At 64.7% G+C, this 22,374-nt stretch carries 20 protein-coding genes and 1 tRNA gene; 9 read left to right on the forward strand and 12 right to left on the reverse strand.

From position 1 onward, the window contains the following. Positions 1–150 precede the first annotated feature (150 nt). Entirely contained in the window at positions 151–1,713 is a 1,563-nt protein-coding gene (locus tag ABQ137_RS09820; RefSeq protein ID WP_039815756.1) for a sodium/sugar symporter, read from the forward strand. A gap of 93 nt (positions 1,714–1,806) precedes the next feature. Here ABQ137_RS09820 and ABQ137_RS09825 read toward each other — a convergent pair whose 3' ends face one another. Then, the gene (locus tag ABQ137_RS09825) at positions 1,807–3,663 is read right to left on the reverse strand and encodes a putative bifunctional diguanylate cyclase/phosphodiesterase (protein ID WP_126966403.1); all 1,857 of its coding nucleotides are present in this window, start codon (positions 3,661–3,663) and stop codon (positions 1,807–1,809) included. 480 nt (positions 3,664–4,143) lie between these two features. On the opposite strand from ABQ137_RS09825, the gene ABQ137_RS09830 reads away from it, so the two are divergent. After that, positions 4,144–5,100, forward strand: a complete 957-nt coding sequence (locus tag ABQ137_RS09830; RefSeq protein ID WP_046342393.1) for a glycoside hydrolase family 5 protein — start codon at positions 4,144–4,146, stop codon at positions 5,098–5,100. An 818-nt stretch (positions 5,101–5,918) separates the two neighbouring features. On the opposite strand, the gene ABQ137_RS09835 is transcribed toward ABQ137_RS09830, so the two are convergent. Together ABQ137_RS09835 and ABQ137_RS09840 are read right to left on the reverse strand one after the other, a co-directional pair. Continuing rightward, positions 5,919–6,497 (reverse strand): response regulator transcription factor, encoded by a 579-nt coding sequence (locus ABQ137_RS09835; RefSeq protein WP_016903100.1) that lies wholly within the window; start codon positions 6,495–6,497, stop codon positions 5,919–5,921. Further along, positions 6,494–7,720, reverse strand: a complete 1,227-nt coding sequence (locus ABQ137_RS09840) for an ATP-binding protein (protein ID WP_016903101.1) — start codon at positions 7,718–7,720, stop codon at positions 6,494–6,496. The genes ABQ137_RS09835 and ABQ137_RS09840 overlap by 4 nt, the downstream gene beginning before the upstream one ends. Before the next feature lie 120 nt (positions 7,721–7,840). Here ABQ137_RS09840 and ispG point away from each other — a divergent pair, with 120 nt between their 5' ends. Together ispG and ABQ137_RS09850 are read left to right on the forward strand one after the other, a co-directional pair. Next, entirely contained in the window at positions 7,841–9,106 is a 1,266-nt protein-coding gene (ispG, locus tag ABQ137_RS09845; protein WP_024940821.1) for a flavodoxin-dependent (E)-4-hydroxy-3-methylbut-2-enyl-diphosphate synthase, read from the forward strand. After that, positions 9,087–9,785: a phosphatase PAP2 family protein gene (locus ABQ137_RS09850; RefSeq protein WP_184517222.1), complete on the forward strand. Its 699-nt coding sequence runs from the start codon at positions 9,087–9,089 to the stop codon at positions 9,783–9,785. Before ispG ends, ABQ137_RS09850 begins: the two co-directional genes overlap by 20 nt. 79 nt (positions 9,786–9,864) lie before the next feature. On the opposite strand, the gene ABQ137_RS09855 is transcribed toward ABQ137_RS09850, so the two are convergent. The 8 genes from ABQ137_RS09855 to amaB form a co-directional block, all read right to left on the reverse strand. Then, entirely contained in the window at positions 9,865–11,163 is a 1,299-nt protein-coding gene (locus ABQ137_RS09855; protein WP_184517225.1) for an MFS transporter, read from the reverse strand. Positions 11,164–11,328: 165 nt separating this feature from the next. Then, a complete protein-coding gene (locus ABQ137_RS09860) occupies positions 11,329–12,033 on the reverse strand; it encodes an aspartate/glutamate racemase family protein (RefSeq protein ID WP_184517228.1) in 705 nt (234 codons plus the stop codon). 140 nt (positions 12,034–12,173) lie between these two features. Next, positions 12,174–13,082: a DMT family transporter gene (locus ABQ137_RS09865; RefSeq protein ID WP_184517231.1), complete on the reverse strand. Its 909-nt coding sequence runs from the start codon at positions 13,080–13,082 to the stop codon at positions 12,174–12,176. After that, entirely contained in the window at positions 13,076–14,128 is a 1,053-nt protein-coding gene (gene murB, locus ABQ137_RS09870) for a UDP-N-acetylmuramate dehydrogenase (RefSeq protein WP_046342397.1), read from the reverse strand. The genes ABQ137_RS09865 and murB overlap by 7 nt, the downstream gene beginning before the upstream one ends. Beyond that, a complete protein-coding gene (locus ABQ137_RS09875) occupies positions 14,125–15,180 on the reverse strand; it encodes a quinone-dependent dihydroorotate dehydrogenase (RefSeq protein WP_184517234.1) in 1,056 nt (351 codons plus the stop codon). Before ABQ137_RS09875 ends, murB begins: the two co-directional genes overlap by 4 nt. A 5-nt stretch (positions 15,181–15,185) precedes the next feature. Further along, the gene (locus tag ABQ137_RS09880) at positions 15,186–15,953 is read right to left on the reverse strand and encodes a class I SAM-dependent methyltransferase (RefSeq protein WP_349782224.1); all 768 of its coding nucleotides are present in this window, start codon (positions 15,951–15,953) and stop codon (positions 15,186–15,188) included. Positions 15,954–15,955: 2 nt separating this feature from the next. Next, complete coding sequence (locus tag ABQ137_RS09885) at positions 15,956–16,240, reverse strand: DUF4190 domain-containing protein (protein ID WP_016903110.1); 285 nt, start codon at positions 16,238–16,240, stop codon at positions 15,956–15,958. 342 nt (positions 16,241–16,582) lie between these two features. Next, positions 16,583–18,115, reverse strand: a complete 1,533-nt coding sequence (gene amaB, locus ABQ137_RS09890) for an L-piperidine-6-carboxylate dehydrogenase (protein ID WP_184517240.1) — start codon at positions 18,113–18,115, stop codon at positions 16,583–16,585. Between the two features lie 135 nt (positions 18,116–18,250). On the opposite strand from amaB, the gene ABQ137_RS09895 reads away from it, so the two are divergent. Further along, positions 18,251–18,327 (forward strand) — tRNA-Arg (locus ABQ137_RS09895). Between the two features lie 111 nt (positions 18,328–18,438). Here ABQ137_RS09895 and ABQ137_RS09900 read toward each other — a convergent pair. Next, positions 18,439–19,173, reverse strand: coding sequence for a tyrosine-type recombinase/integrase (locus ABQ137_RS09900; protein WP_311769993.1), 735 nt, complete (start codon positions 19,171–19,173; stop codon positions 18,439–18,441). A gap of 57 nt (positions 19,174–19,230) precedes the next feature. Here ABQ137_RS09900 and ABQ137_RS09905 point away from each other — a divergent pair, with 57 nt between their 5' ends. The 4 genes from ABQ137_RS09905 (at position 19,231) to ABQ137_RS09920 (ending at position 22,119) form a co-directional block, all read left to right on the forward strand. Beyond that, positions 19,231–19,467 carry a hypothetical protein gene (locus ABQ137_RS09905; protein ID WP_349782226.1) on the forward strand — a complete coding sequence of 79 codons (237 nt, stop codon included), beginning with the start codon at positions 19,231–19,233 and terminating at the stop codon, positions 19,465–19,467. 167 nt (positions 19,468–19,634) lie between these two features. Further along, positions 19,635–20,192: a hypothetical protein gene (locus ABQ137_RS09910; protein ID WP_179465952.1), complete on the forward strand. Its 558-nt coding sequence runs from the start codon at positions 19,635–19,637 to the stop codon at positions 20,190–20,192. Positions 20,193–20,974: 782 nt separating this feature from the next. Then, a complete protein-coding gene (locus tag ABQ137_RS09915) occupies positions 20,975–21,337 on the forward strand; it encodes a hypothetical protein (RefSeq protein WP_179465951.1) in 363 nt (120 codons plus the stop codon). 209 nt (positions 21,338–21,546) lie between these two features. Beyond that, positions 21,547–22,119 carry a hypothetical protein gene (locus ABQ137_RS09920; RefSeq protein ID WP_179465950.1) on the forward strand — a complete coding sequence of 191 codons (573 nt, stop codon included), beginning with the start codon at positions 21,547–21,549 and terminating at the stop codon, positions 22,117–22,119. Positions 22,120–22,374: the final 255 nt, after the last annotated feature.

Here is a 22,374-nt window from a genome sequence, read left to right on the forward strand (position 1 = left end):
TCAGCCGCCGCGGGACGCGCGCGTCGATCGGCCGGGACGGCCTGCAGCTGCGGTTCGCCGCGCTGCCGCAACGCACGCAGTGCGGGCGGCGGCAGTCTGCAGACCTGTCCGGTCCACGACGCTCGGCCCAGAGCCAGACAGGAGAGTGCAGTGGGTTTGGCGACGTTGGATATCGTGATTGTGCTGGTCTATCTGACCGGCATCTTCGTGCTCGCGCAGTGGGTCTCGCGCGAGAAGGCAGGGCACAGCAAGAGCGCCGAGGATTACTTCCTGGCCAGCAAGTCGTTGCCGTGGTGGGCGATCGGCGCCTCGCTGATCGCCGCGAACATCTCGGCCGAGCAGATCATCGGCATGGCCGGTTCCGGCTACGCGATCGGCCTGGCGATTGCCTCCTACGAGTGGATGGCCGCGCTGACGCTGCTGATCGTCGGCAAGTTCTTCCTGCCGATCTTTCTGCGCAACGGCATCTACACCATGCCGCAGTTCCTGGAACAGCGGTACGGCAAGTGGATCCGCACGCTGATGGCGGTGTTCTGGCTGCTGCTGTACGTGTTCGTCAATCTCACCTCGATCCTGTGGCTGGGGTCGATCGCGGTCAGCCAGGTCACCGGCATGGACCAGACCCTGGCGCTGGCGTTGATCGGCGTGTTCGCGCTGGTCTACCAGCTGTACGGCGGTCTTAAAGCGGTGGCCTTGACCGACATCGTGCAGGTCACGCTGCTGGTGCTGGGCGGCCTGCTGGTGGCCGGACTGACCCTGGCACGGATCGGCGACGGTGCCGGCGTGCTGGCCGGCTTCAAGCACCTGTGGAGTGCGCACCCGGAGCACTTCCACATGATCCTGAGCAAGGACAACCCGTTCTACAAGGACCTGCCCGGCCTGAGCGTGCTGCTGGGCGGTCTGTGGGTGATGAACATCAGTTACTGGGGTTTCAACCAGTACATCATCCAGCGCGCGCTGGCGGCCAAGAACATCGGCGAGGCGCAGAAGGGCATGGTGTTCGCCGCGTTCCTGAAGCTGCTGATGCCGTTGGTGATCGTGGTGCCGGGCATCGCCGCGGTGGTGCTGGCGCCGGACCTGGCCAAGCCCGACCAGGCCTATCCGACCATGATGCAGCTGTTGCCGACCGGCATCCTGGGCCTGGTGTTCGCGGCGCTGGTGGCGGCGATCGTGGCCTCGCTGGCTTCAAAGATCAACTCGGTGGCGACGATCTTCACCCTGGATTTCTACGCCAAGTTCCGCCCGCAGACCGAGCAGAAGCAGCTGGTGCGCGTGGGTCGCATCGTGGCCATCGTGGCGGTGGTGATCGGCATCCTGACCGCGCGGCCGCTGCTGGGCAACTTCGATCAGGGCTTCCAGTTCATCCAGGAATTCACCGGCTTCTTTACGCCTGGCGTGGTGGTGATCTTCATGCTTGGCCTGTTCTGGAAGCGCGCCAACGAGGCCGGCGCACTGACCGCGGCGATCGGCTCGGTGGTGCTGTCGTTCGCGCTCAAGTTCGCCTGGCCGGAACTGCCGTTCATGGACCGCATCGGCGTGGTGTTCGTGGCGGCGCTGGTGCTGGCAGTGCTGGTGTCGTTGATGACCGCGCCCACCCAGGCACGCGACCTGATCCGTACCGACGATGTGGCCTACGGCACTACGCTGGGCTTCAAGGTCGGTGCGATCGGGGTGGTGGTGATCCTGGTCGCGCTGTACGCGGTGTTCTGGTAATCGCCCAGCCAGTCCGCTGAAATTGGTTGTGCGCACGCGGCGCGACACTCAGTTGTCGCGCCGCGTGCGTTTTGGCTGCTGTGCTGCTTTCGCTTACACCCGCGCCGCGGCCAGGCTCGCAGCGAGCAGATTGACCGGCGCTTCCAGCTGCTCATGCCACGGCGTCTGCAGCCAGGTTTCCAGTGCGGCCGCCGGCATCGGCTTGGCGATCCAGTAGCCCTGACCTTCGTCGCAGCCCCAGGTGCGCAGCTGCGCGTAGGCCTCCGCCGACTCGATGCCTTCGGCGACCACGCGCTGGCCCAGGCTGTGGCCGAGCTGGATCATCGCCGGCACCAGGGTGCGGTCGGTGCGGTTGTCCGGCAATGAGCGGATGAAGGATTGATCGATCTTCAACGAGCTGGCCGGCAGCTGCTTGAGATAGCTGAAATTGCTGTAGCCGGTGCCGAAGTCGTCGATGGCGATATGCACGCCCAGCGCCGCGATGGCCGCCAATTGCTCGGCCAGATGCTCGGGGTGGCGGATCATCGCGCTTTCGGTGAATTCGATCTCCAGCCGGCGCGGATCCAGGTTGTGGCGCTCCAGGCCACGCCGCAGCAGGCCGACGAATCCGGGCCGGTCCAGATCGGCGGCCGACACGTTCAGGGCCAGGTTGAAATCCAGGCCCTGTTGCTGCCAGCGCGCGGCCTGGGCGATGCCGTTGTCGATGACCCAGGCGGTAATGCGGTTGATCAACGCGGTTTTTTCGGCCATCGGCACGAAGTCGGCGGGCATCACCGGGCCGATCATCGGATGCTGCCAGCGCAGCAGCGCCTCCACTCCGACGCAGCGGTGATCGTGCAGGTCCACGCGCGGCTGGTAGTGCAGGCGCAGCTGGCTGGCGCTGTCCAGCGCGGCGGGCAGGGAAGCCAGCAGGCGGAAGGTATTGCGCTGGGCCACGTCGTGCTTGCGCTCGTACATGCTCCACGGCACGCCGCGTTCGCGCGAGATGTCCACCGAGGTGGTCAGTGAGCGGATGGTGTCGGCCGCGCCATAGCTGGTCTGCAGCGAGACCGCGCCGATCGAGGCCACTGCGGTATGCGGAATGCCCTGATGTTCCAGCGTCTCGGCAAAGGCCTTGGAGACCTTGGTGCACAGCGCGGACAGACGCTGCGTTTCGGCCTGGGCCAGAAAGCCGAAGGTGGTCGGGTCCAGCCGATACAGCGCGGTGCCGGCGGGCAGATACGCTGCCAGCCGACGCTGCGCGATCGCCACATAACCGTCGGCATAATCCCAGCCTAGCGCCTTGACCATGTCACGGAAGTAATCGCTGCCGCAGATGTCGACCGCCACCGCGGTAGTGGCCGGCGCGCTATCGCGTTGCGACAGCCAGGCATCCAGGTCTTCGGCAAAGCGCGACCGATTGGGCAGCCCGGTCGGTCCGTCGCGGTAGGTGGTGCTGCGCAGGTTTTCCACCCGCAGCACCGCCAGGTCGCGCAGGCCTTCCAGTTGGGTGATCGCTTCGGCGTCCAGGCCCGGACGCGGGCTTGTCCCGATCACGCACAAGGTGCCGATGCGGTGGCCGTCGCGCAGCGTCAGCGGCGCGCCGGCGTAGAAGCGGATGAAGGGTGGCCCCAGCACCAGCGGGTTGTCGCAAAAGCGCGGATCCAGTTGCGCGTCGGGCACTACCATCACCTCGGGGGCACGGATCGCATGCGCGCAGAACGCCTGGTCGCGCGGCGTTTCCTGCGGTTCCAGGCCGATGCGGGCCTTGAACCACTGACGATGCTCATCCACCAGCGACACCAGCGCGATTTCTGCGCCCAGGTTGCGGGCGGCCATGGCGGCGATGGTCTCGAACACCGGGTCCGGCGGCGAGTCCAGCAGGCACAGGCCACGCAGGACGGACAACCGGGTCGACTCGTCGACCACGGGCGGAAGAGGGGAATTGGCAGGAGCAAGCACGGATTGCATGTGCTTCTATCGGCCTGAAGCGTAATCCCTTGATCGACGCTGCTAGGTGGCGTTCAGTTGAGGCGGCATTGCCGCGCGATGGCTGCGCCAACGCCGCTGCAGGGACAACAGCGGTGCGATGGCATCAGGCCACAGCATGACGAGGCGGCCTACGCGCCAGGTCGACGGTCGCTCTGACTCACGCGTCATGCGTGATGTAAGCAAACGTGCGGCGTCGTGGTCGGCGCTGGCGCACGACCGCTAAACATTGCCGCCCCCTCGCCGATGACTGAGGGTGCGCCTGCCTTGTCCCCCACAACAACGTAATCGTTCAGCGCACTTGTTTCGGCGCTTGTTCGATATGTGACAGGGGTTGCATCGGCTGGCACGTCAAATTGACACAGTGTTCACGCGCACTGTGTGTGCCGCCATCGCTCGTCCTCCTCCCCCTGTCTGGAAAAATCGATCGTGAAATCACCGTTGTCTCGTTTTGCCCACCGCATGCTGCTGGTCGTTGCAGGCCTAGCAGTGTCGTCTGCCGCGCACGCGGGGCTGTCGGTGTCCGGCACACAACTGCGTGAGTCCAATGGCAACACCGTGGTCCTGCGTGGCGTCAATCTGCCGCATGCCTGGTACGCGAGCCGCACCGACGCGGCCCTGGCAGCCATCGCTGCCACCGGCGCCAATAGCGTGCGCGTGGTGCTCAGTTCCGGTTATCGCTGGAACCGCACGCCGGAGGCCGAGGTGTCGCGCATCATCGCGCGTTGCAAAAGCCTGGGCCTGATCGCGGTGCTGGAAGTGCACGACACCACTGGCTATGGCGAAGACGGCGCTGCCGCTGGCCTCGCCCACGCTACTGCGTACTGGACCAGCATCCGCAAGGCGCTGATCGGCAACGAAGACCAGGTCATCATCAACATCGGCAACGAGCCGTTCGGCAATCAGTTGAGCGCCAGCGAATGGGTCAACGGCCATGCAACCGCAATCGCCGCATTGCGCAAGGCCGGATTGACTCACGCTCTGATGGTGGATGCGCCGAACTGGGGCCAGGACTGGAAGTTCTACATGCGCGACAACGCTGCCGCGTTGCTGGCGCGCGACAGCCGCCGCAACCTGATCTTCAGCGTCCACATGTACGAAGTGTTCGGCAGCGATGCGACGGTCAACAATTATCTGCGCGCCTTCCGCGATAAAAAGCTGGCGCTGGTGATCGGCGAGTTCGGGGGAGACCATCGCGGCGCGCACGTGGACGAGGCAGCGATCATGCGCCGTGCCCGCGACTACAACGTCGGCTATCTGGGCTGGTCGTGGTCGGGCAACGACAGCAGCACGCAATCGCTGGATATCGCAATCGGCTGGAACGCCACGCGCCTCAGCAGCTGGGGGCGCAACTTGATCCTGGGCGCCGATGGCATCACCGCGACCTCGCGCAGGGCGAGCGTGTTCGGCCCACGTTGAGAGTGAAGCCCTGCAGCCAGCGTCTTTGGTTTTTCGGGATGGGTGGATAGTTAGCTGCCGAGCTGCGGCTTGTCTGCAGGGCCCTTGCCCGCCCACCATCGCAGGACACGCCGCAAGTACGTCCTTGTAGGCTCTTACGCGGCATCCATGCCGCGTAAGGTCCCGCGACGGTGGGCGGACAAGGACCCGTCGAGATGGTCGGTGTGCATGGTTTTCAACAAAACAGCCGGCAACCGGTGCGGTGTCATCGCCGTGTTCTCGACGCTGTGAATTGGCTGCAGGGCCCTTGCCCGCCCACCATCGCAGGACACGCCGCAAGTACGTCCATGTAGGCTCTTACGCGGCATCCCTGCCGCGTAAGGTCCCGCGACGGTGGGCGGGCAAGGACCCGTCGAGATGGTCGGTGTGCATAGTGGAAATGACACAGGACGTGCGTTGGTCGGATCACTAAGCGTTCGATCAACCTCTGACTATTTTCGCGTCGCAAGCCGAGCAGCAAACGGGCTTTCAACACGCAAGCTGCAAACGTCGCAGCTGCTGCCGCAAGCCGAGCAACACGCTTTCAAGAAAGCAGCCGGCCAACTGTCTGGCGCGGTGTCCTTGCCGGTTGCGGGACCCTTGGCGGCATGGATGCCGCCAAGGAGCCTCCATGGACGGATTCACGGCGTGTCCCGCAAGCGGCGAGGGCACCGCGCTCTCGACTCACCGAGCGTTTGAGCTATGTATCGGATCTCGCCAAAAACAGCGCCATGGTTGAATGGATCAAGCCTCGGGTAGCGCCTGAAAAACGCCACGGTTCAACGTCTCGATGCCAGGCCTCAACGCCCGGGCTCGCGTAACGGCCCCGGGCTTGGCCGCTTGGTCAGCTTGCGCTGCAGCGAGCGGCGGTGCATGCCGAGCAGGCGTGCGGCGGCGGAGACATTGCCGCCGGTTTCGTGCAGCGCCTGCTGGATGTGCTCCCACTGCAGGCGGCTGAGCGGTGTCATCATTTCCCGCGCGGTTTCTTCTTCGTCCGGCTCCGGCAGCTCGTCGTCCTCTTCGCCCAGCGCCCGCATGATGGTCGGGATATTGGCCGGCTTGGGCAGGTAGTCGTCGGCGCCGAGCTTGATCGCCTCCACCGCGGTGGCGATGCTCGCATAGCCGGTGACCAGCAGGATGCGCATGTCGGCGCGGATCTCGCGCAGCGGCTGGATCAGGCTCAGGCCGGAATCGTGGCCGAGCTTGAGATCGATCAAGGCGAAATCGGGCAAGGCGCTGCGGGCGGTCGACAGGGCACTGGCCGCGTCGGTGGCGGTCAGGGTTTCCACGCCGCGGCGGGCGAGGCTGCGCTGCAGCGTGCGCAGGTACAGGGTGTCGTCGTCGACCAGCAGGCCGGTACGCAGGGGAGTGCTTGTCATGCGAGTGCCTCGTGTTCGGAGAGCGGCAGACGGAAACCGACGCGGGCGCCGCTGCCTTCGGCGGGCAGCATCCACAACTCGCCCTGCAGCCGCTCGACGGTGGCGTGCGAGAGCGCCAGCCCGACGCCCATGCCGTCGTGCTTGCCGCTGTTGAACAAGGTGCCCGGCAACATGGCCTGCGAGGTGTCGAAGCCCGGACCATAGTCGCGGACTTCGCCGCTGAGATGGTCCTGCTCCACGCGCAGGGTGAGATCGATCTGCGGCCGGCCGGCACGTTCGCCGGCATCGGCCGCATTGTTGAGCAGCACCATCAGCAGATGGCTGACGCCGGGCTGCAGCAGCAGGCGCATCGGTGCGTCGTCGTTGCGGCGCAGCTCGATGGTCGGGCGTACCAGCCGCCATTGTTCCAGCACGTCCTTGACCGCCACCTCGCGGCTGAGGTGGCCGTTGTCGGCCGGTGCGGCCAGCGCCAGCACGCGCTCGTGGCACTGCACCAGCAGTTCGCGCAGGGTGTCCAGATCCTCGCGCAATTCGCCCTGGTCGCATTGGTCGGCGATGTCGTCGACCAGCAGGGTCATCGTCGCCAGTGGCGTGTTGAGTTCATGCGCCACCGAGGCCGCGTGCGTGGCCAGCGCGACGATGCCCTCGTTACGCGCAAATCGCTCGCGCAGCGTGGAGATCTCGCGCTCGCGTTCGCGCATCGACAAGGCCAGCCGGGTGGCGAAGGCCAGCACCACCACCGTCGACAGCAGGAAGTTGGCGGCCATGCCCCACATGTGCAGGCTGAGCGGGTCGAAGCTGCCGTAGGGCAGCGGCAGGCCGAACGCTGCACTGATCACATACCCGGCCACACAGGATGCCGCCACGGCCATCGCCCAGCCCAGCGGCAGGGCCAGCGCGGCCAGCGCGATCAGCACCAGGAACAGCGAGCCGAACGGGTTGGCGATGCCGCCGCTCCAGCCCACCATCCAGGTCAGCACGGTGACATCGACCAGGATGTGGCCGAACTCGGTGGCCGGGCTGACCGCGCCACGGTGGGCCACTCGCAGTTGCGCATACAGGTTGAACACCGCCAGTGCGGCCACGCCGGCCCACAAGGGTTGCTGCGGCAGGTCCAGGCCCATCAGGCCGGTGGCGACCAGGATGGTGGCGGCCTGGCCGGCGGTGGCCAGCCAGCGCAGGCTGCACAGGGTCCGCAGGAAGGAGGCGTCTGAGGAATTCATCACGGCAATGCTATGCGCTCGGGGGCGTGGCGGCCTGCGACAAACCGTCGCATCGGCCCGGAAGACGGCCTGCGCAGCGCTTGAGCTGTGAGCGGACCGATGACAGGCTAAAATACCGCGATGTACGATGCCGTGACTCGCCCAACCCCTCCCGCCGACGCCACCGCCTGGCCGCGCCGCATCACCCAGGCCGTCAAGATCGGCAGCGTGACTGTGGGCGGCGGCCACCCGGTGGTCGTCCAGTCGATGACTAATACCGATACCGCCGACATCGCCGGCAGCGTCAAGCAGGTGGCCGACCTGTGGCGCGCCGGCTCGGAAATGGTGCGCCTGACCGTCAACAACGCAGAGTCGGCTGCGGCCATTCCGCGCATCGTCGACAAGCTGCGCATGATGGGGATCGAGGTGCCGTTGATCGGCGATTTCCATTACAACGGTCACCAGTTGCTCGCCGCCGAGCCGGCCTGCGCCGAAGCGCTGGCCAAGTACCGCATCAATCCGGGCAATGTCGGCTTCGGCAAGAAGAAGGACCTGCAGTTCGCGCAGCTGATCGAGTTCGCGATCAAGTACGACAAACCGGTACGCATCGGCGCCAACTGGGGCTCGCTGGACCAGTCGCTGGCTGCGCAGCTGATGGACGAGAACTCGCAACGCGACACCCCCTGGGATGCCGGCCGCGTGCTGCGCGAGGCCTTGATCCGTTCGGCAGTGGATTCGGCCGAGCGCGCGGTGGAACTGGGGCTGGCGCGCGAGCGCATCATCCTGTCGGCCAAGGTATCCGGTGTGCAGGAGCTGATCGCGGTGTATCGCGACATGGCGAGCCGCTGCGACTTTGCGCTGCATCTGGGCCTGACCGAGGCCGGCATCGGCAGCAAGGGCATCGTGGCCTCGGCTGCGGCGCTGAGCGTGTTGTTGCAGGAAGGCATCGGCGACACCATCCGCATCTCGCTGACGCCGGAACCGGGCCAGTCGCGCACCCAGGAAGTGATCGTCGCGCAGGAACTGCTGCAGACCACCGGCCAGCGCGCCTTCACGCCGATGGTCACGGCCTGCCCGGGCTGCGGCCGCACCACCTCCGAGTTCTTCCAGGAACTGGCCGGCGTGGTGCAGAACCACGTGCGCGCCAAGATGCCGGAGTGGAAGATCAGCAACCCCGGCGCGGAAAACATGACCCTGGCGGTGATGGGCTGCGTGGTCAACGGGCCGGGCGAATCGCGCCACGCCAACATCGGCATCTCGTTGCCGGGCACCGGCGAGGCGCCGTCGGCACCAGTGTTCATCGATGGCGAAAAAAGCGTCACCTTGCGTGGCGAAAACATCGCCTACGAGTTCATCGATCTGATCGATCAGTACGTCGAACGCACCTATGTCCGTCGCGCCGGCTGAATCGCCGGCCGGTTTCAGGGGATGGCTGCGCAGCAATGCGTGGCGCATGGCGTTGCTGTTTGCCGGCGTGCTGTTGCCGTTGGGCTTGTTCGTCGACCTGGCCGACGAAGTCCACGAGCTGGAAAATTTCTATTTCGACGAGCCCCTGCTGTGGAGCATGCGCAGCATCGCCACGCCGGGGCTGGATGCGTTTTTCAGGGTGGTCTCCAAGATCGGCTACCAGTACGGGGTGATCCCGGCCGATGTCGCCATCGTGCTGGTGTTGCTGATGTTGCGGCGCTGGCGCGAGGGAACCTTTGCCGCACTCGGCTTTGGCGGCTCGGCCTTGTTGAACATGGGCGCCAAGCAGGTGTTCCAGCGCGACCGCCCGAGCCTGTGGGAATCGATCGCCCCGGAAAGCACTTTCAGCTTTCCCAGCGGGCATGCGATGGGCTCGATGACGCTCGCTGCGGTGGTCATCGCGCTGGCCTGGAACACGCGCTGGCGCTGGCCGGTGACCACTGCCGCCAGCCTGTTCGCGGTGCTGGTCGGTGTGTCGCGGATCTACCTGGGCGTGCATTACCCTTCCGATATCCTGGGCGGCTGGTCGGCCGCGCTGGTATGGGTGGTCGGGCTGTATCTGGTGATGTTTCGCGGCGCACGGCGGCCGCATTGGCGTCGCCATCTCACCTCGGCCTGAGGGTACGGCCGGGCCGACGTCGAAGGTGGTCGGCGCAGGCGTGTGACCGGGACTGACGCAGACCGGCACGGCGTTCGACTCAGTAACGACGTACGCGCTCCCCGCGCCACAACTGCAGCCCGATCACGCTGCCGATTGCGGCCAGCAGAATCATGTAATACGCCGGGCCCATCGGGTGTTGCTTGAGCAACATCACCACCACCAGCGGGGTCAGGCCACCGAATACCGCATAGCCCAGGTTATAGGCGAACGACACGCCGGACAGGCGCACCACCGGCGGAAACGCTTCGACCATGACGCGCGGAACCGCCCCCAGGACGCCGAGCGCCGCGCCCAGCAGGGCGTACAGCGGGAACAGCAACTGCGGATCACCGGCCAGGCGATAGAACAGCCAGGCGCTGGCGCCCAGGAACACGCTGCCGGCAAGCAGCACGCGTCCGTTGCCGTAGCGATCGGACAAGGCGCCGGCCACGATCGAGCCGATCGCCTGCAGCAGGACCGCGAGCAGGTTGGCCTGCAAGGCGACCGCTGCCGGGTAGTGGTACGCGCTCTGCAACAGCGTCGGCGTCATCAACGACACCACCAGCACCCCGGCTGCCACCATCCAGGTCAGCCACAACGACTGCGCCACACTGCGTGGATGATCGCGCAGCACCAGCTTGAGCGGCGTTTCGCGCGCGACGGCACGCATCGCCATCAGCTCGGCGAACACCGGTGTTTCGTGCAGCCAGCGCCGCAGATACACGGAAAGCAGGCCGAAGAGGCCGCCGGCCAAGAACGGCAGGCGCCAGGCGTCGTCGGCGATTTCCTGCGGCGTGAAGGCGCGATTGATCGCCCCGGCGCTGAGCGAACCGAGCAACACCCCGGCGGCCAGGCCGGCAGTCAGTGTTCCGCAGGCCAGTCCCCTGCGTTGCGCAGGCACGTGCTCTGCGACGAAGACCCATGCACTGGGAACTTCGCCGCCGATGGCTGCGCCCTGCAGCAACCGCATCGTCAGCAGCAGGAGCGGGGCGGCCAGGCCGATCTGCGCGTAGGTCGGCAGCACGCCGATGACCAGCGTCGGCAAGGCCATCAATCCGATGCTGAGCGCGAACATGCGCTTGCGACCGAGCAGGTCGCCGAAGTGCGCCATCACGATCCCGCCCAGCGGACGGATCAGGTAGCCTGCAGCAAAGATGCCGAAAGTCTGCAACTGCCGCATCCAGTCCGGTATGCCCGGCGGAAAGAACAGCTCTCCCAGCACCGTCGCGAAGAAGATGAAGATGATGAAGTCGTAGAATTCCAGCGCGCCGCCTAGCGCGGACAGGGCCAGGGTCTTGTAGTCGCCGCGTGTGAGCTGGCTTGTGGGTGCAGTGCCTGTTGCGGAAGGGGTCTTCAAGGCATGACATCCTGTGGCAGGTGCCCGCGCGCATGCGCGTGCTGGAGCAGTGAGGTATGAGTCATCCGTGCTATTGCTGCGGCAACGCGCAGCTTGCACGCTTGCCCGCCACGGCCAGGCGCATGCACTTCGGGAAAGGCGCGCTGGCTGCGCCTTCGGTGCCGATCAGTCGCGCACACTTGCGTGCGCCGCCGCTTCGGCATGCAGTGCGGTGGTGTCGAACAACGGCAGCTGCGCATCGCTGCTGTCCACCAGCAGCGAAATCTCGGTGCAGCCCAGGATGATCGCTTGCGCACCCTCCTGGCCGAGGTCGGCCATGACCTGGCGGAAATAGCCGCGCGACTCCGGCCGGATGATGCCCTGGCAGAGTTCGTCGTAGATCACCCGATGCAGTTGCGCACGTGCGTCGGCCGGCGGTACCAGCACCTGCAGGCCACGCGCAGCCAGGCGCTCGCGATAGAACGGCTGTTCCATGGTGAAACGCGTGCCGAGCAGCCCGACACGGGTGACGCCTGCCGCAATCAACGCATCGGCGGTGGCATCAGCGATATGCAGCAAGGGCAGCGGCGTTGCGGAGGTGATCGCATCGGCAACGCAATGCATGGTGTTGGTGCACAGCACCAGGAAGTCGGCACCGCCGGCATACAGCGCGCGCGCCGCTGCCGCCATTGCCTGGCCTGCGCCGTCCCAGTCGCCGGCGTGTTGCAGGCGCTCGATCTCATGGAAATTGACGCTGTACAGCAACAGCCTGGCCGAATGCAGGCCGCCGCAGGCCAGGCGCACCCGCTGGTTGATGATGCGGTAATAGGGCAGGGTAGATTCCCAGCTCATGCCGCCGATCAGGCCGATGGTTTTGCTTGGAACCGGCATGCCGACCTCACCTTGGAACAGTCAACGAAGTGGGTGCGCATCGCCCCTTCGATGGCCGGGGAGCGCGTACCAGCGCAGTGTACGTCGGCATCGTCGCCACGCCACCGCGCGGGCCGGTCAGGCCGCTCGCAGACGCTCGATCACTCGCCCGGTTTTGCGCCTTCCAGCGGTGCGTGCGTGGCGGCACGACGTGCCAGCACGCTTTCACGATGGGCGATGTAGACATTGGCGCAGATGATGATGGCCGCACCGATCAGGGTATGGTGTTCGATCGCCTCGCCGAACAGCCACCAGCCCAGCAGCGCCACCAGCGGCAGCTGCATGAAGCTGATTGGCTGCAGTGCGGAGACTTCGCCCAGCTTGAGCGCGCGCGTCCAGAACAGCTGGCCGGCGGTGCCGAAGATGCCGGTCGCCGCCAGCCAGAGCCAGTCGATGCCCTGCGGCCAGCTCCACTGAAACAGTGCCGGAATCAGCGACATCGGCACCCAGAACACATAGGTGTAGAACACCACGGTGTCCGAGTCGTCGCTGCGCGAGAGCTGCTTGATCTGGATCGCCACCACGGCGCTGATCACCGCTGCCAGCAGCGCAATCAGCAGACCGGGCGTAAAGGTGGACGAGCCTGGCCGCAGGATCACCAACACGCCGATGAATCCGGCCGCCACCGCCAGCCAGCGGCGCAGGCGCACCTGTTCGTGCAGCCACACCACGGCCAGCACGGTGACGAACAACGGGGTGGAATACGACAGCGAGATCGCCTGCGACAACGGCAGGTGGCCGATCGCCCAGAACCCGCACAGCATCGAGGCCAGGCCGATCAGGGTGCGTGCCAGGTACTGCGGCAATTGCCGCGTGCGCGGCGCCTTGCCGGCGCGCAGGATCAGCGGCAACAGGGCCAACAGCCCGAACGCATTGCGAAAGAACGCGATCTCGGTGGTGGCGATCGTGCCCGACGCCAGCCGGATGCAGATGGCCATCAGGCCGAAGGCGCAGGTACTGGTGAGCATCCACAGCGCAGCACGTCGTGATGCCTGCTGCGCTATCACCAATGCGCTCCGATGATGCGCGGCTCCGGCTCCAGGATCACCGAGTAACGCTCGCGCACCGATTCGGCGATGCGCCGCGCAAAGTCCAGCAGCTGGGCACCGCTGGCGGTGCCGTAGTTGACCAGCACCAGGGCGTGATCCGGCGACACTCCAGCATCGCCTTCGCGCCGGCCCTTCCAGCCGCACTGCTCGATCAACCAGGCCGCCGACAACTTGCCCTGGCCGGGCTGTTCGCCGGGGTAGACCGGCATATCGGCAAAGGTGGCCTGCAGCGCGGCAATCTGCTCGCTGGGCAGCAAGGGATTCTTGAAGAAGCTGCCGGCATTGCCGAGCACATCCGGGTCCGGCAGTTTGCGCCGACGGATGTTGATCACCGCCTGCGCCACATCGGCGGCACCGGCCAGGTCGGCGCCCATGCTGGCCAGCTCCTCGCGGATACCGGCGTAGTCCAGCCGCAACTCGTGCAGCAGCGGCAGATTGAATTCCACCGCGACGATCAGATAACGCTCCGGCTGCTGCTTGAACACGCTGTCGCGATAGGCAAAGGCGCACTCGGCCGCGGTCAGCCGCACGAACTGCTGGGCATGCAGATCGAAGGCGTCCACCACATGGATGAAGTCGCCCACCTGCGCGCCGTATGCGCCGATGTTCTGGATCGGGCATGCGCCGACGGTGCCGGGAATCAAGGCCAGATTTTCCAGCCCCGACAGGCCTTGCTGCAGTGAATACAGCACCAGCGCGTGCCAGTTGACGCCGGCACCGGCGCGCACGATGGCGTGGTCGGCGTGGTGCGCGATGATGGCGATGTCGCGGTTTTCGAAACACAGCACGCAGCCCGGTGGGTCGCCGGCCAGCAGCACGTTGCTGCCGCTGCCCAGCACCAGCAGCGGTTGCCCGGCGATCTCCGGCGCTGCCAGCGCCTGCGGCAAGGCATCGGGTGCGTGGATGCTCAGCAACCAGCGCGCCGTGGCATCGACATGAAAGGTATTGAGCGCGCGCAGGGGCGCGTGTTCGCTCAAGTGCCAGCCGGCCTGCGTTGCATCGCTCATAGCGGCGACACCGCACCGCCGCTGGGCGCTTCGCGGCGGCGACGGATCGCGTCCACGCATTCGCCGATCAGCGGCGGCCCGCGATACACCAGGCCGCTGTAGCACTGCACCAGCGTCGCGCCGGCTGCCATCTTGGCCACCGCATCCGCACCGGAGTTGATGCCGCCCACGCCGATCAACGGGATCGACTCCGGCAGACGCGCGCGCAGGCGGCGCAGCACCAGCGTGGATTGCCCCAGCAGCGGCGCGCCCGACAGGCCGCCGGCCTCGGCAGCCAGCGGATGGTTGGCGATCAGGGTACGCGTCACCGTGGTGTTGGTGGCGATCACACCATCCACCGCCAGATCGGCCAGCACGCGCGCGGCCGCATCGATGTCGCGATCGTTGAGATCCGGGGCCACCTTCACCAGCATCGGCACGCGCTTGCCGTGTTGCGCGGCCAGGGCTTCCTGGGTGTCGCGCAGATCGGCGATCAGCCGGCGCAGCGCCTGTTCTTCCTGCAGCTCGCGCAAGCCGGCAGTGTTGGGCGAAGAAATGTTAACGGTGATGTAGTCGGCCAGCGGGTATACGCGCTCCATGCAATAGCGGTAGTCGCAGGTGGCTTCCTCGTTGGGCGTGTCCTTGTTCTTGCCGATGTTGATGCCGAGCAGGCCGCCGCGACGCCGCGCGCGTTGCACGTTGGCCACCAGCACGTCCACGCCCAGGTTGTTGAAGCCCATGCGGTTGATCACCGCCTGGTATTCCGGCAAGCGGAACATGCGCGGCGTGGGATTGCCTTCCTGCGGCCGCGGCGTCACCGTGCCGATCTCGACGAAGCCGAAACCCAGCGCGAGCAGCGCATCGATGTGCTCGCCGTTCTTGTCCAGGCCGGCACCGAGCCCGACCGGGTTGGGAAACATCAGACCGAAAGCCGGCGTCGGCAGCGGCACCGGGCGCTTGGCCAGCAGCGGCGTGGTGCCGGTGCGGTAGGCGACATCGATGGAGCGCAATGCCAGCGCGTGGGCGCGCTCGGCATCGAGGGAAAACAGCAAGGGGCGGGCAAGCGAATACATGCGGGTCAGTTCAATTCCCCGGCGAACACCCGGGTCTGGTATTGGAAGTCGATCAGCCCGTCGCGCGCATGCGCGTCGAACAGCGTGCGTAGCGCGGCGAGCATCGGGGCATGGCGTGGGTCATGCGCGAGCGGGGCATACGACGAAGACAACAGCCGGCCGCGTAAGGCATCGAAGTCCAGCCGTTGCACATTCGGAAAGCGTGCCATCGCGCGGAAGCCTTCGCCGAACCACGCCTGCATGGTGGCATCGTCCTGATAGCGTTCGGCCACGGCCGAATAGTCGGTGCCGTAGTCCAGCAGCAGTTGCTCGTAGCCGCGCAGGAAGTCGGTGGTGTCCAGCTCGCGGCTGTTCCAGTAGATCACCGCCAGCCCGCCGGGCTGCAGGATGCGCGCCCACTCGGCACGCACCGCCTGCACGTCGAACCAGTGGAAGGCCTGCGCCGCGGACACCAAGCCGACGCTGGCATCGGCCAGCCCGGTGGCCTCGGCGGTGCCGTCGACCGCGCGGAACTTGGGGAACTCCGCCAGCCACTGCTGCGCGGCTGCGCGCATGGCCGGGTTGGGTTCCACCGCAGTGACCGGACAACCGGCCTCCAGAAACAGCCGGCTGGAGATGCCGGTGCCGGCACCGATATCGGCCACCGCGGTGGCCGGCGTCAGGCCCAGCTCTTCGTGCAGCCAGCGCAGCAGCTGCGGCGGATAGCTCGGCCGGTAGCGCACATAGGCCGCGACGCGGTCGTTGAAGCGTTGAGCGGAGGAGGGCGCGGCCATGCTCAACTGTTGGCGGCCGCAAGCCAGGCCAGGCCGCCGAAGAACAGGATGAAGATCGCCACCCCTGCCACCCAGAGCGCGACCGCCAGCCAGCCAAGAATCAGCCCGCCGATGGCCAGCCCGTCGCCGTCCAGTCCCTGCGGATTGCGGCGGATTTCGCCGCGAGCCAGGTGGCCGGTGATGATGGCGCAGAGGCTGCCGAGGAACGGGATCAGCGTCCAGCCGAGAATGCCCGAGACCAGGCTGACGATGGCCATGGCACTGGTCTGTCGAACGACGACGTTCATCATGAACTCCTGAAGTGGCGGCAGCCGACGGCTGGCGTGGGCCGATTATCCCAGAGCCGCCGCCCGAATGGCGTGCCGTCTGCGGCCAGACGCGGTGCGGGGCCGGTTTTGACCGGAATGGGAGGGCTTGCGTGTCTGGTCGCCCCGCTATCGGACCGAGCGGCCGATGAGACGTTGGGTGCCGAGATCGTGCGCGGCTGCGTGGCGCACTGCCAATGACAAAGACATCGGAACCAAGCCGCCGCTGATTGGCTGAGCCGGACGCAGGCGCAACGTGGCGGCCATGCTCCGGTACGCTTGCGACAGCGCGCCGGCTCAATGCCCGGCGCGCCTGCACATCGATCAAAGATCGAACTTGATGCCCTGCGCCAGTGGCAGCGAGTCAGAGTAGTTGATCGTATTGGTCTGGCGACGCATATAGACCTTCCACGCATCCGAGCCGGATTCGCGGCCACCGCCGGTCTCCTTTTCGCCGCCGAACGCGCCGCCGATCTCCGCACCGGAGGTGCCGATGTTGACGTTGGCGATGCCGCAGTCGCTGCCGGCCGCCGACAGGAACTTCTCGGCCGCCTTCAGGTTCTGGGTGAAGATCGACGACGACAGGCCCTGCGGCACGCCGTTCTGCAGCTCGATCGCCTCGTCCAGCGTGCTGTACTTCATCACGTACAGGATCGGCGCGAAGGTCTCGTGCTGCACCACCGCGTCGCTGTTCTGCAGCCCGGTGACGATGGCAGGCAGCACGAAGTTGCCCGGGCGGTCGATCGCGGTGCCGCCCACTTCGACCGTGCCGCCAGCGGCCTTGGCCTTGGCGATCGAGGCCAGGAACTGCTCTACCGCGCCCTGGCTGTTGAGCGGGCCCATCAGGTTTGCCGGGTCGGTCGGGTCGCCGATCTTGCTGTCGAGCTGCTTGTACGCCTTGACCAGCGTGGCCAGCACGTTGTCGTAGATGGATGCGTGCACGATCAGGCGGCGCGTGGTGGTGCAGCGCTGTCCGGCGGTGCCCACCGCGCCGAACACGATGCCCGGGATGGCCAGCTTCAGGTCGGCGGTCTCGTCCAGGATGATGGCGTTGTTGCCGCCCAGCTCCAGCAGGCAACGCCCCAGGCGGTGCGCGACCTTTTCCGCAACCACGCGACCGATCTGGGTCGAACCGGTGAAGCTGATCAGCGGCACGCGGCCGTCTTCGACCAGCTTCTGCGACAGCGCCGTGCCGGCATCGTTGATCAGGAAGAAGATGTCCGGGAAGCCGGCGTCCTTCAATGCCGCATTGCAGATCTTCATCGTCGCGATCGCGGTCAGCGGGGTCTTGTTGGACGGCTTCCAGATGCAGATATCGCCGCAGATCGCCGCCAGGAACGCATTCCACGCCCACACTGCCACCGGGAAGTTGAACGCGCTGATGATGCCGACCAGACCTAGCGGCTGGTACTGCTCGTACATGCGGTGGCCCGGGCGCTCCGAATGCATGGTGTAGCCGTACAGCATGCGGCTCTGGCCGACCGCGAAGTCGGCGATGTCGATCATCTCCTGCACCTCGCCGTCGCCCTCGGGCTTGCTCTTGCCCATTTCCAGCGCCACCAGCGAGCCCAGCGCATCCTTGTGCGCGCGCAGCGCCTCGCCACACAGGCGCACCGCCTCGCCACGGTGCGGCGCAGGCGTGGTGCGCCACACCTTGAAGGCCGCCTGCGCACGCTGGACGATCAGCTCGTAGTCTTCCGGCGTGGTGGCCTGCACCTCGGCGATCACCGCGTTGGTGGTCGGATTCAGCGGCTGCAGCACCCCGGCGCCGGTGGCCTGCGACCAGGTCGCCTCGCCAAGATAGGTACCGGAATTGGACGCGGCGAGGTCGAGCGCCTTGAGCAGGTCAGCGGACATGGGATCTCCAAAGGTCGGGACGGTCGCGTGGCGGCCAGCGGCCCCCCGCGACACGGGTAGCCGCCGATTTTAGCAGGCTCCGCCGACCACCCGCCGGCTTGGCAATCGCAACGATCGTGCGACAATGCCCACCTTGGCCCCGTAGCTCAGCTGGATAGAGCGTCCCCCTCCTAAGGGGAAGGTCGCCCGTTCGAATCGGGCCGGGGTCACCAGGAATCAATGGTTTAGCGCGACGCGCGCACTACCCATTTCGCTTATCAGGGCACATATCCACAGGGGTTGGTCACAGTGGACACAGCAGCATTTAGCATCGCGGGCTGCCTTTAAAATCTCAGGTGTTTGACCGCGGCCTCGTCGCCCTGAGGCGTCAAATGTGCATAGTATTTTTCAGTTGTCGCATAGTCCGCGTGTCCTGCCAAAACTTGGACCCGGCGCAGCGGCACGCCCGCCATGACTAGGTGTGCGCAAAAGGTGTGGCGCAGCCGGTGCAGGCTTCCCCCGATTCCTGCTTTGCGGGCATCGGCAGCGAACCAGTCGCTTATCGTGTCCTTGTGTACGTCGATAAGCCGCTCAGGGAGTCGGCGCAGTGCCCATCGTGCATAGCGGTTGAGCGGAACCTCTCGCCACTTGCCCGATTTGGTACGGCCGCTTCCCGTTTCATCCGGCTCGCTCTCGATCATGAGCCTGCTGCCTTGCACTGAGGACTTGTGCAACTTGGCAACCTCACCACGGCGCAAGCCGGTGTGCGCCATGAAAAGCCACAGTGGCGCGCGTGCGGGGTTCGCGCGGTAGAGCTTCCGCATCGCGGCTCGGTCGTAAAAGCGAACGGCCACACTGCGTACGCCGCGTGGTGCTTTCACTATCTCGAGCGGGTTGACGTCCAGTTCCTTCCACTCCACGCCGCGGCGAAATGCCGCTTGCAGACGGCTAATCTCTTTGCCAACGGTTTCCGGCGCCGCCTTATCGGTGAGAAGGCGGTCGCGCTTGTAGCCTTCCATTTCCACCGGGCGCAGCGTGTCGATCGGCCGGTGGCCAAACTTGGCGATAAAGCGCTTCACCTCACTACGCGCCTTGCCCGCAGTCGTAGGATGCTTGGCGGCGTACCAATCAATGTGGTGACGCCGGACCCGGATGCAGATCCGCTCGCGCAGGAGATCACAATCATCTGGAACCCAATCAACGACGCCGGCACGGTGGCGCTCCAGGTCGAGGACCGCGGCACCGCCTCGGCGTGCTGCGGCGCCAATCGTCGACCTGATCGCGCCGACCTACGCCATCCGCTATCCCGGCGCGGACCCGGCGGAGGTCTTGAGGGCTGGAAGCTCCAGGCGCTGATCAAGGCTGTAACCTAAGCGGCGATTGCATCGAAAGTTACGTTTGCTGCTGCGTAATTGGTGGCCTCTTAGATCCGGCGAATTGGCCGGGACGTCTTGTCGCTTTGCAGCAGCCATAAACAAGCATGCCTTTGCTATGCTCGGTCGGCGGACAGTGAGTTCGCATGGATTTAAAGGATTTTGCAATGAAAAAAGTTTTCATCGCCGCGGCGGCTGGGCTCGCCCTCGCTGCCACTTGTAACGCCGCTGCACAGGACGTTCGTTATCTTGGAGTCACCCCGCGAATTGCAGCGGAGGCAGCAGCACAGCCTGCACTTGTGCCGGAAGGAGTGACTCTGATCTCGCTCGAACGCTGGAAGTTCCAAGAAGACACATTTTCGGCTAGGCCCATCACGACTGTCGGGCAAAGTCATCCAGGTAAGCGTCAGGGAGTACTCGGCTTCATTTCGTTCACGCCGTTTGCCGGTGGGCACACGCTCTACGCATGCATCACCAGTAACTATCGCGATCGGTTCACATCTCCTGACCCGAACTGCGAGGGCCAGGTCCCGTACCCGGCATCTATGCCCATCACTGGATATGTAGCATCAACCCAGCTTCCAGGCACGGTGCCGCTCTATCGCTGCATGCGCGGTGGGCTGCAGCCCGGGAATTGGGCCGACCACTTCGAAACCTTGGATGTAAACTGCGAAAATGTGAGATTCCCCGCGAGCGACGGGATCATTGGCTACATCTGGCTCTGATTCCTTTGCTTTTTGAAGTCACGATAGATTCGTGTGTGTAGTTTGCCGGCGGGTCGAGGGGACTCTGACCCGTCGGCGCGGAATTGGGCGATAGGTACAGCGCTTCGTTTTCGCAGCCAGTCTTGCGAAGGTTAAGCAACTCTGGCTTGACCAGCTGAGATTTTTTCCAGCGACCGACGGCGCCGACCTTGCGCACGCCTCTGCGGCCCCGGAATTTGAAAGGCCAAGGCGTAACCAGTTAGCCAGGCCGAAACCGTTCGGCGATTGAGAAGTGGTCCTCACGGAGATCCCTGGCGATGTCGTTCACCAGCACGGACGGCGCGGAGGTCTTCGGCACTCGGCAAATGTCGGTATATCCATCGGTCTTGAGTGCCACGGTGTAGGGCCCCTGCCCAGGATCTCGCCGCAAACCACGACGCGTGCGCCGATCGACGCGGCGCTTGCGTGCGGCGCGATGCGAATGACGAAGACGTCCAGCGTCTTGGAGGAGACAGTCCTCGCTTTGGATGGCTAGCGTCAGTGGGGCGAGGCAGTGCACAGGTGCACCCAAATTTTTACAGAGTAGAGATGTGCGAAATCGAGGCCGTTACGCATTGGATTAGGATCAAGCTCCCTGAATGTGCCGTCGGGCAATTCTGACGCCACGCAAGGTGATTTGCCGATAGCGGGAGTTGGTGGAGCTGGGTAGTCTAGGCCTGCCGGTCACGTTGCCAAGACAGCCGCTCAACTCGCGGAGCTCTGAGCAAGCTCAAGCCGGCTCCCCGTTATGACATGGAGAAGTTATGAAAATCTTGCTTTCCCCGATTTTTGCCGTTGCATCAATGCTCGCTATGTCTTCTGCCCAGGCAGCTACCTACCAAACCGTGGTACAGGGGTACGCCATCACCGCGGGTGGGCAGGCCGTGGATTCAAGCCCCCAATGCCCAGCCGGCTTCACACCGATTTCTGGTGGCTGGAATACCAGTGACCCGAACAAAGTGACGTTCGTTGGGGGCTTGCCCGAAAATAATGGGCGTACCCAGTCTATGAACGCGGGTCGATTTTCGGTCGTGGGGAGCTATCCGAACGGTAATGGCTGGCGCACCTATGGCTATGTCAACGGCGCAGCGATCATCAACATCTACACGGTCTGCGCATCCCAGTAAGCCCCTAGCACACGGCCATTGTCAGCTCAATCCGCAAGGCGCCCGAGAAGCGCCCAACCGGCACACATCCGCAGCAAACACAACAGTTGATGCCTGCAATTAGAAGGTTCCTGGAACAATCACTACTCCCAAATCAGAAATTCCTGATAGCGAAATCCGTATTTGGCACATAGGGTGGTGCAGCAGGGGAAATCTTACTGGAGGTCAGGATGTCGAAGGCGCTTTTGTTTTCAGCGGTTGCAGCAATGTGTGCGGGCTTGTCATGGAGCGCGTCGGCTCAGGAATATGAAAATCTGCTGCCGCTTGGTGATATTAGCAAGCTCGAGCTACGCAGCGGAGCGGTCGCGCTCCAGTTCCCCGAGGGTATGAATCCGAAGCCGCTCTTCCGCTTGCATAACACACGAGTCAAGATGCATCTGACTCATGGGGAATTACCGAATAACTGGAGTCAGCTAGGCTGGAAACTGGAAGGTACTCTGGGGATTGGCTCACACTCATGGTTTCCCGGTTCGCACCAAGTGTTTTCTTGCTATATGCGCAGCCGTACAACGGGAGAGCAGGGAAGATATTTCAGTTCTACTGATCCTAACTGCGAAGGTTGGACGCTGACCGAATGGGCGCCCCATATCACTTTCCTAAATGATGTTCAGGTGCCTGGCACTGTTCCTCTTTATCGTTGCTACTACCAACCCAATTTAGATCATTACGATACGCTCTCCGATACTTGTGAAGGTCTTCCTGGTGCCACGCGTGAAAGCATCCTAGGATACATCTATCTTTAATACTTCATGCGAAAGCATGTCTTGAATAAAACGAAGCCGATCAATCGATCGGCTTCAATTAATCCTAATCGGTTGAGCCAGTGTCTCGTCAGCTCGATGACTTTCGATCACTTCCGCTGGATATTTTGCGAGGAGTTCGGCTTCAAATTGCTCCATAACTGAAAATGTGTCGACAGTGCTCGCGACGCGATAGTGCAGCTATTCGAAGAGACTGAGGGTCTGGTTTTCGTCCATCGGGCGAAGTCTACGGACATT

Origin of the sequence: Xanthomonas sp. WHRI 8393 (assembly GCF_040203315.1) — a bacterium.
Lineage (GTDB): Bacteria > Pseudomonadota > Gammaproteobacteria > Xanthomonadales > Xanthomonadaceae > Xanthomonas > Xanthomonas arboricola.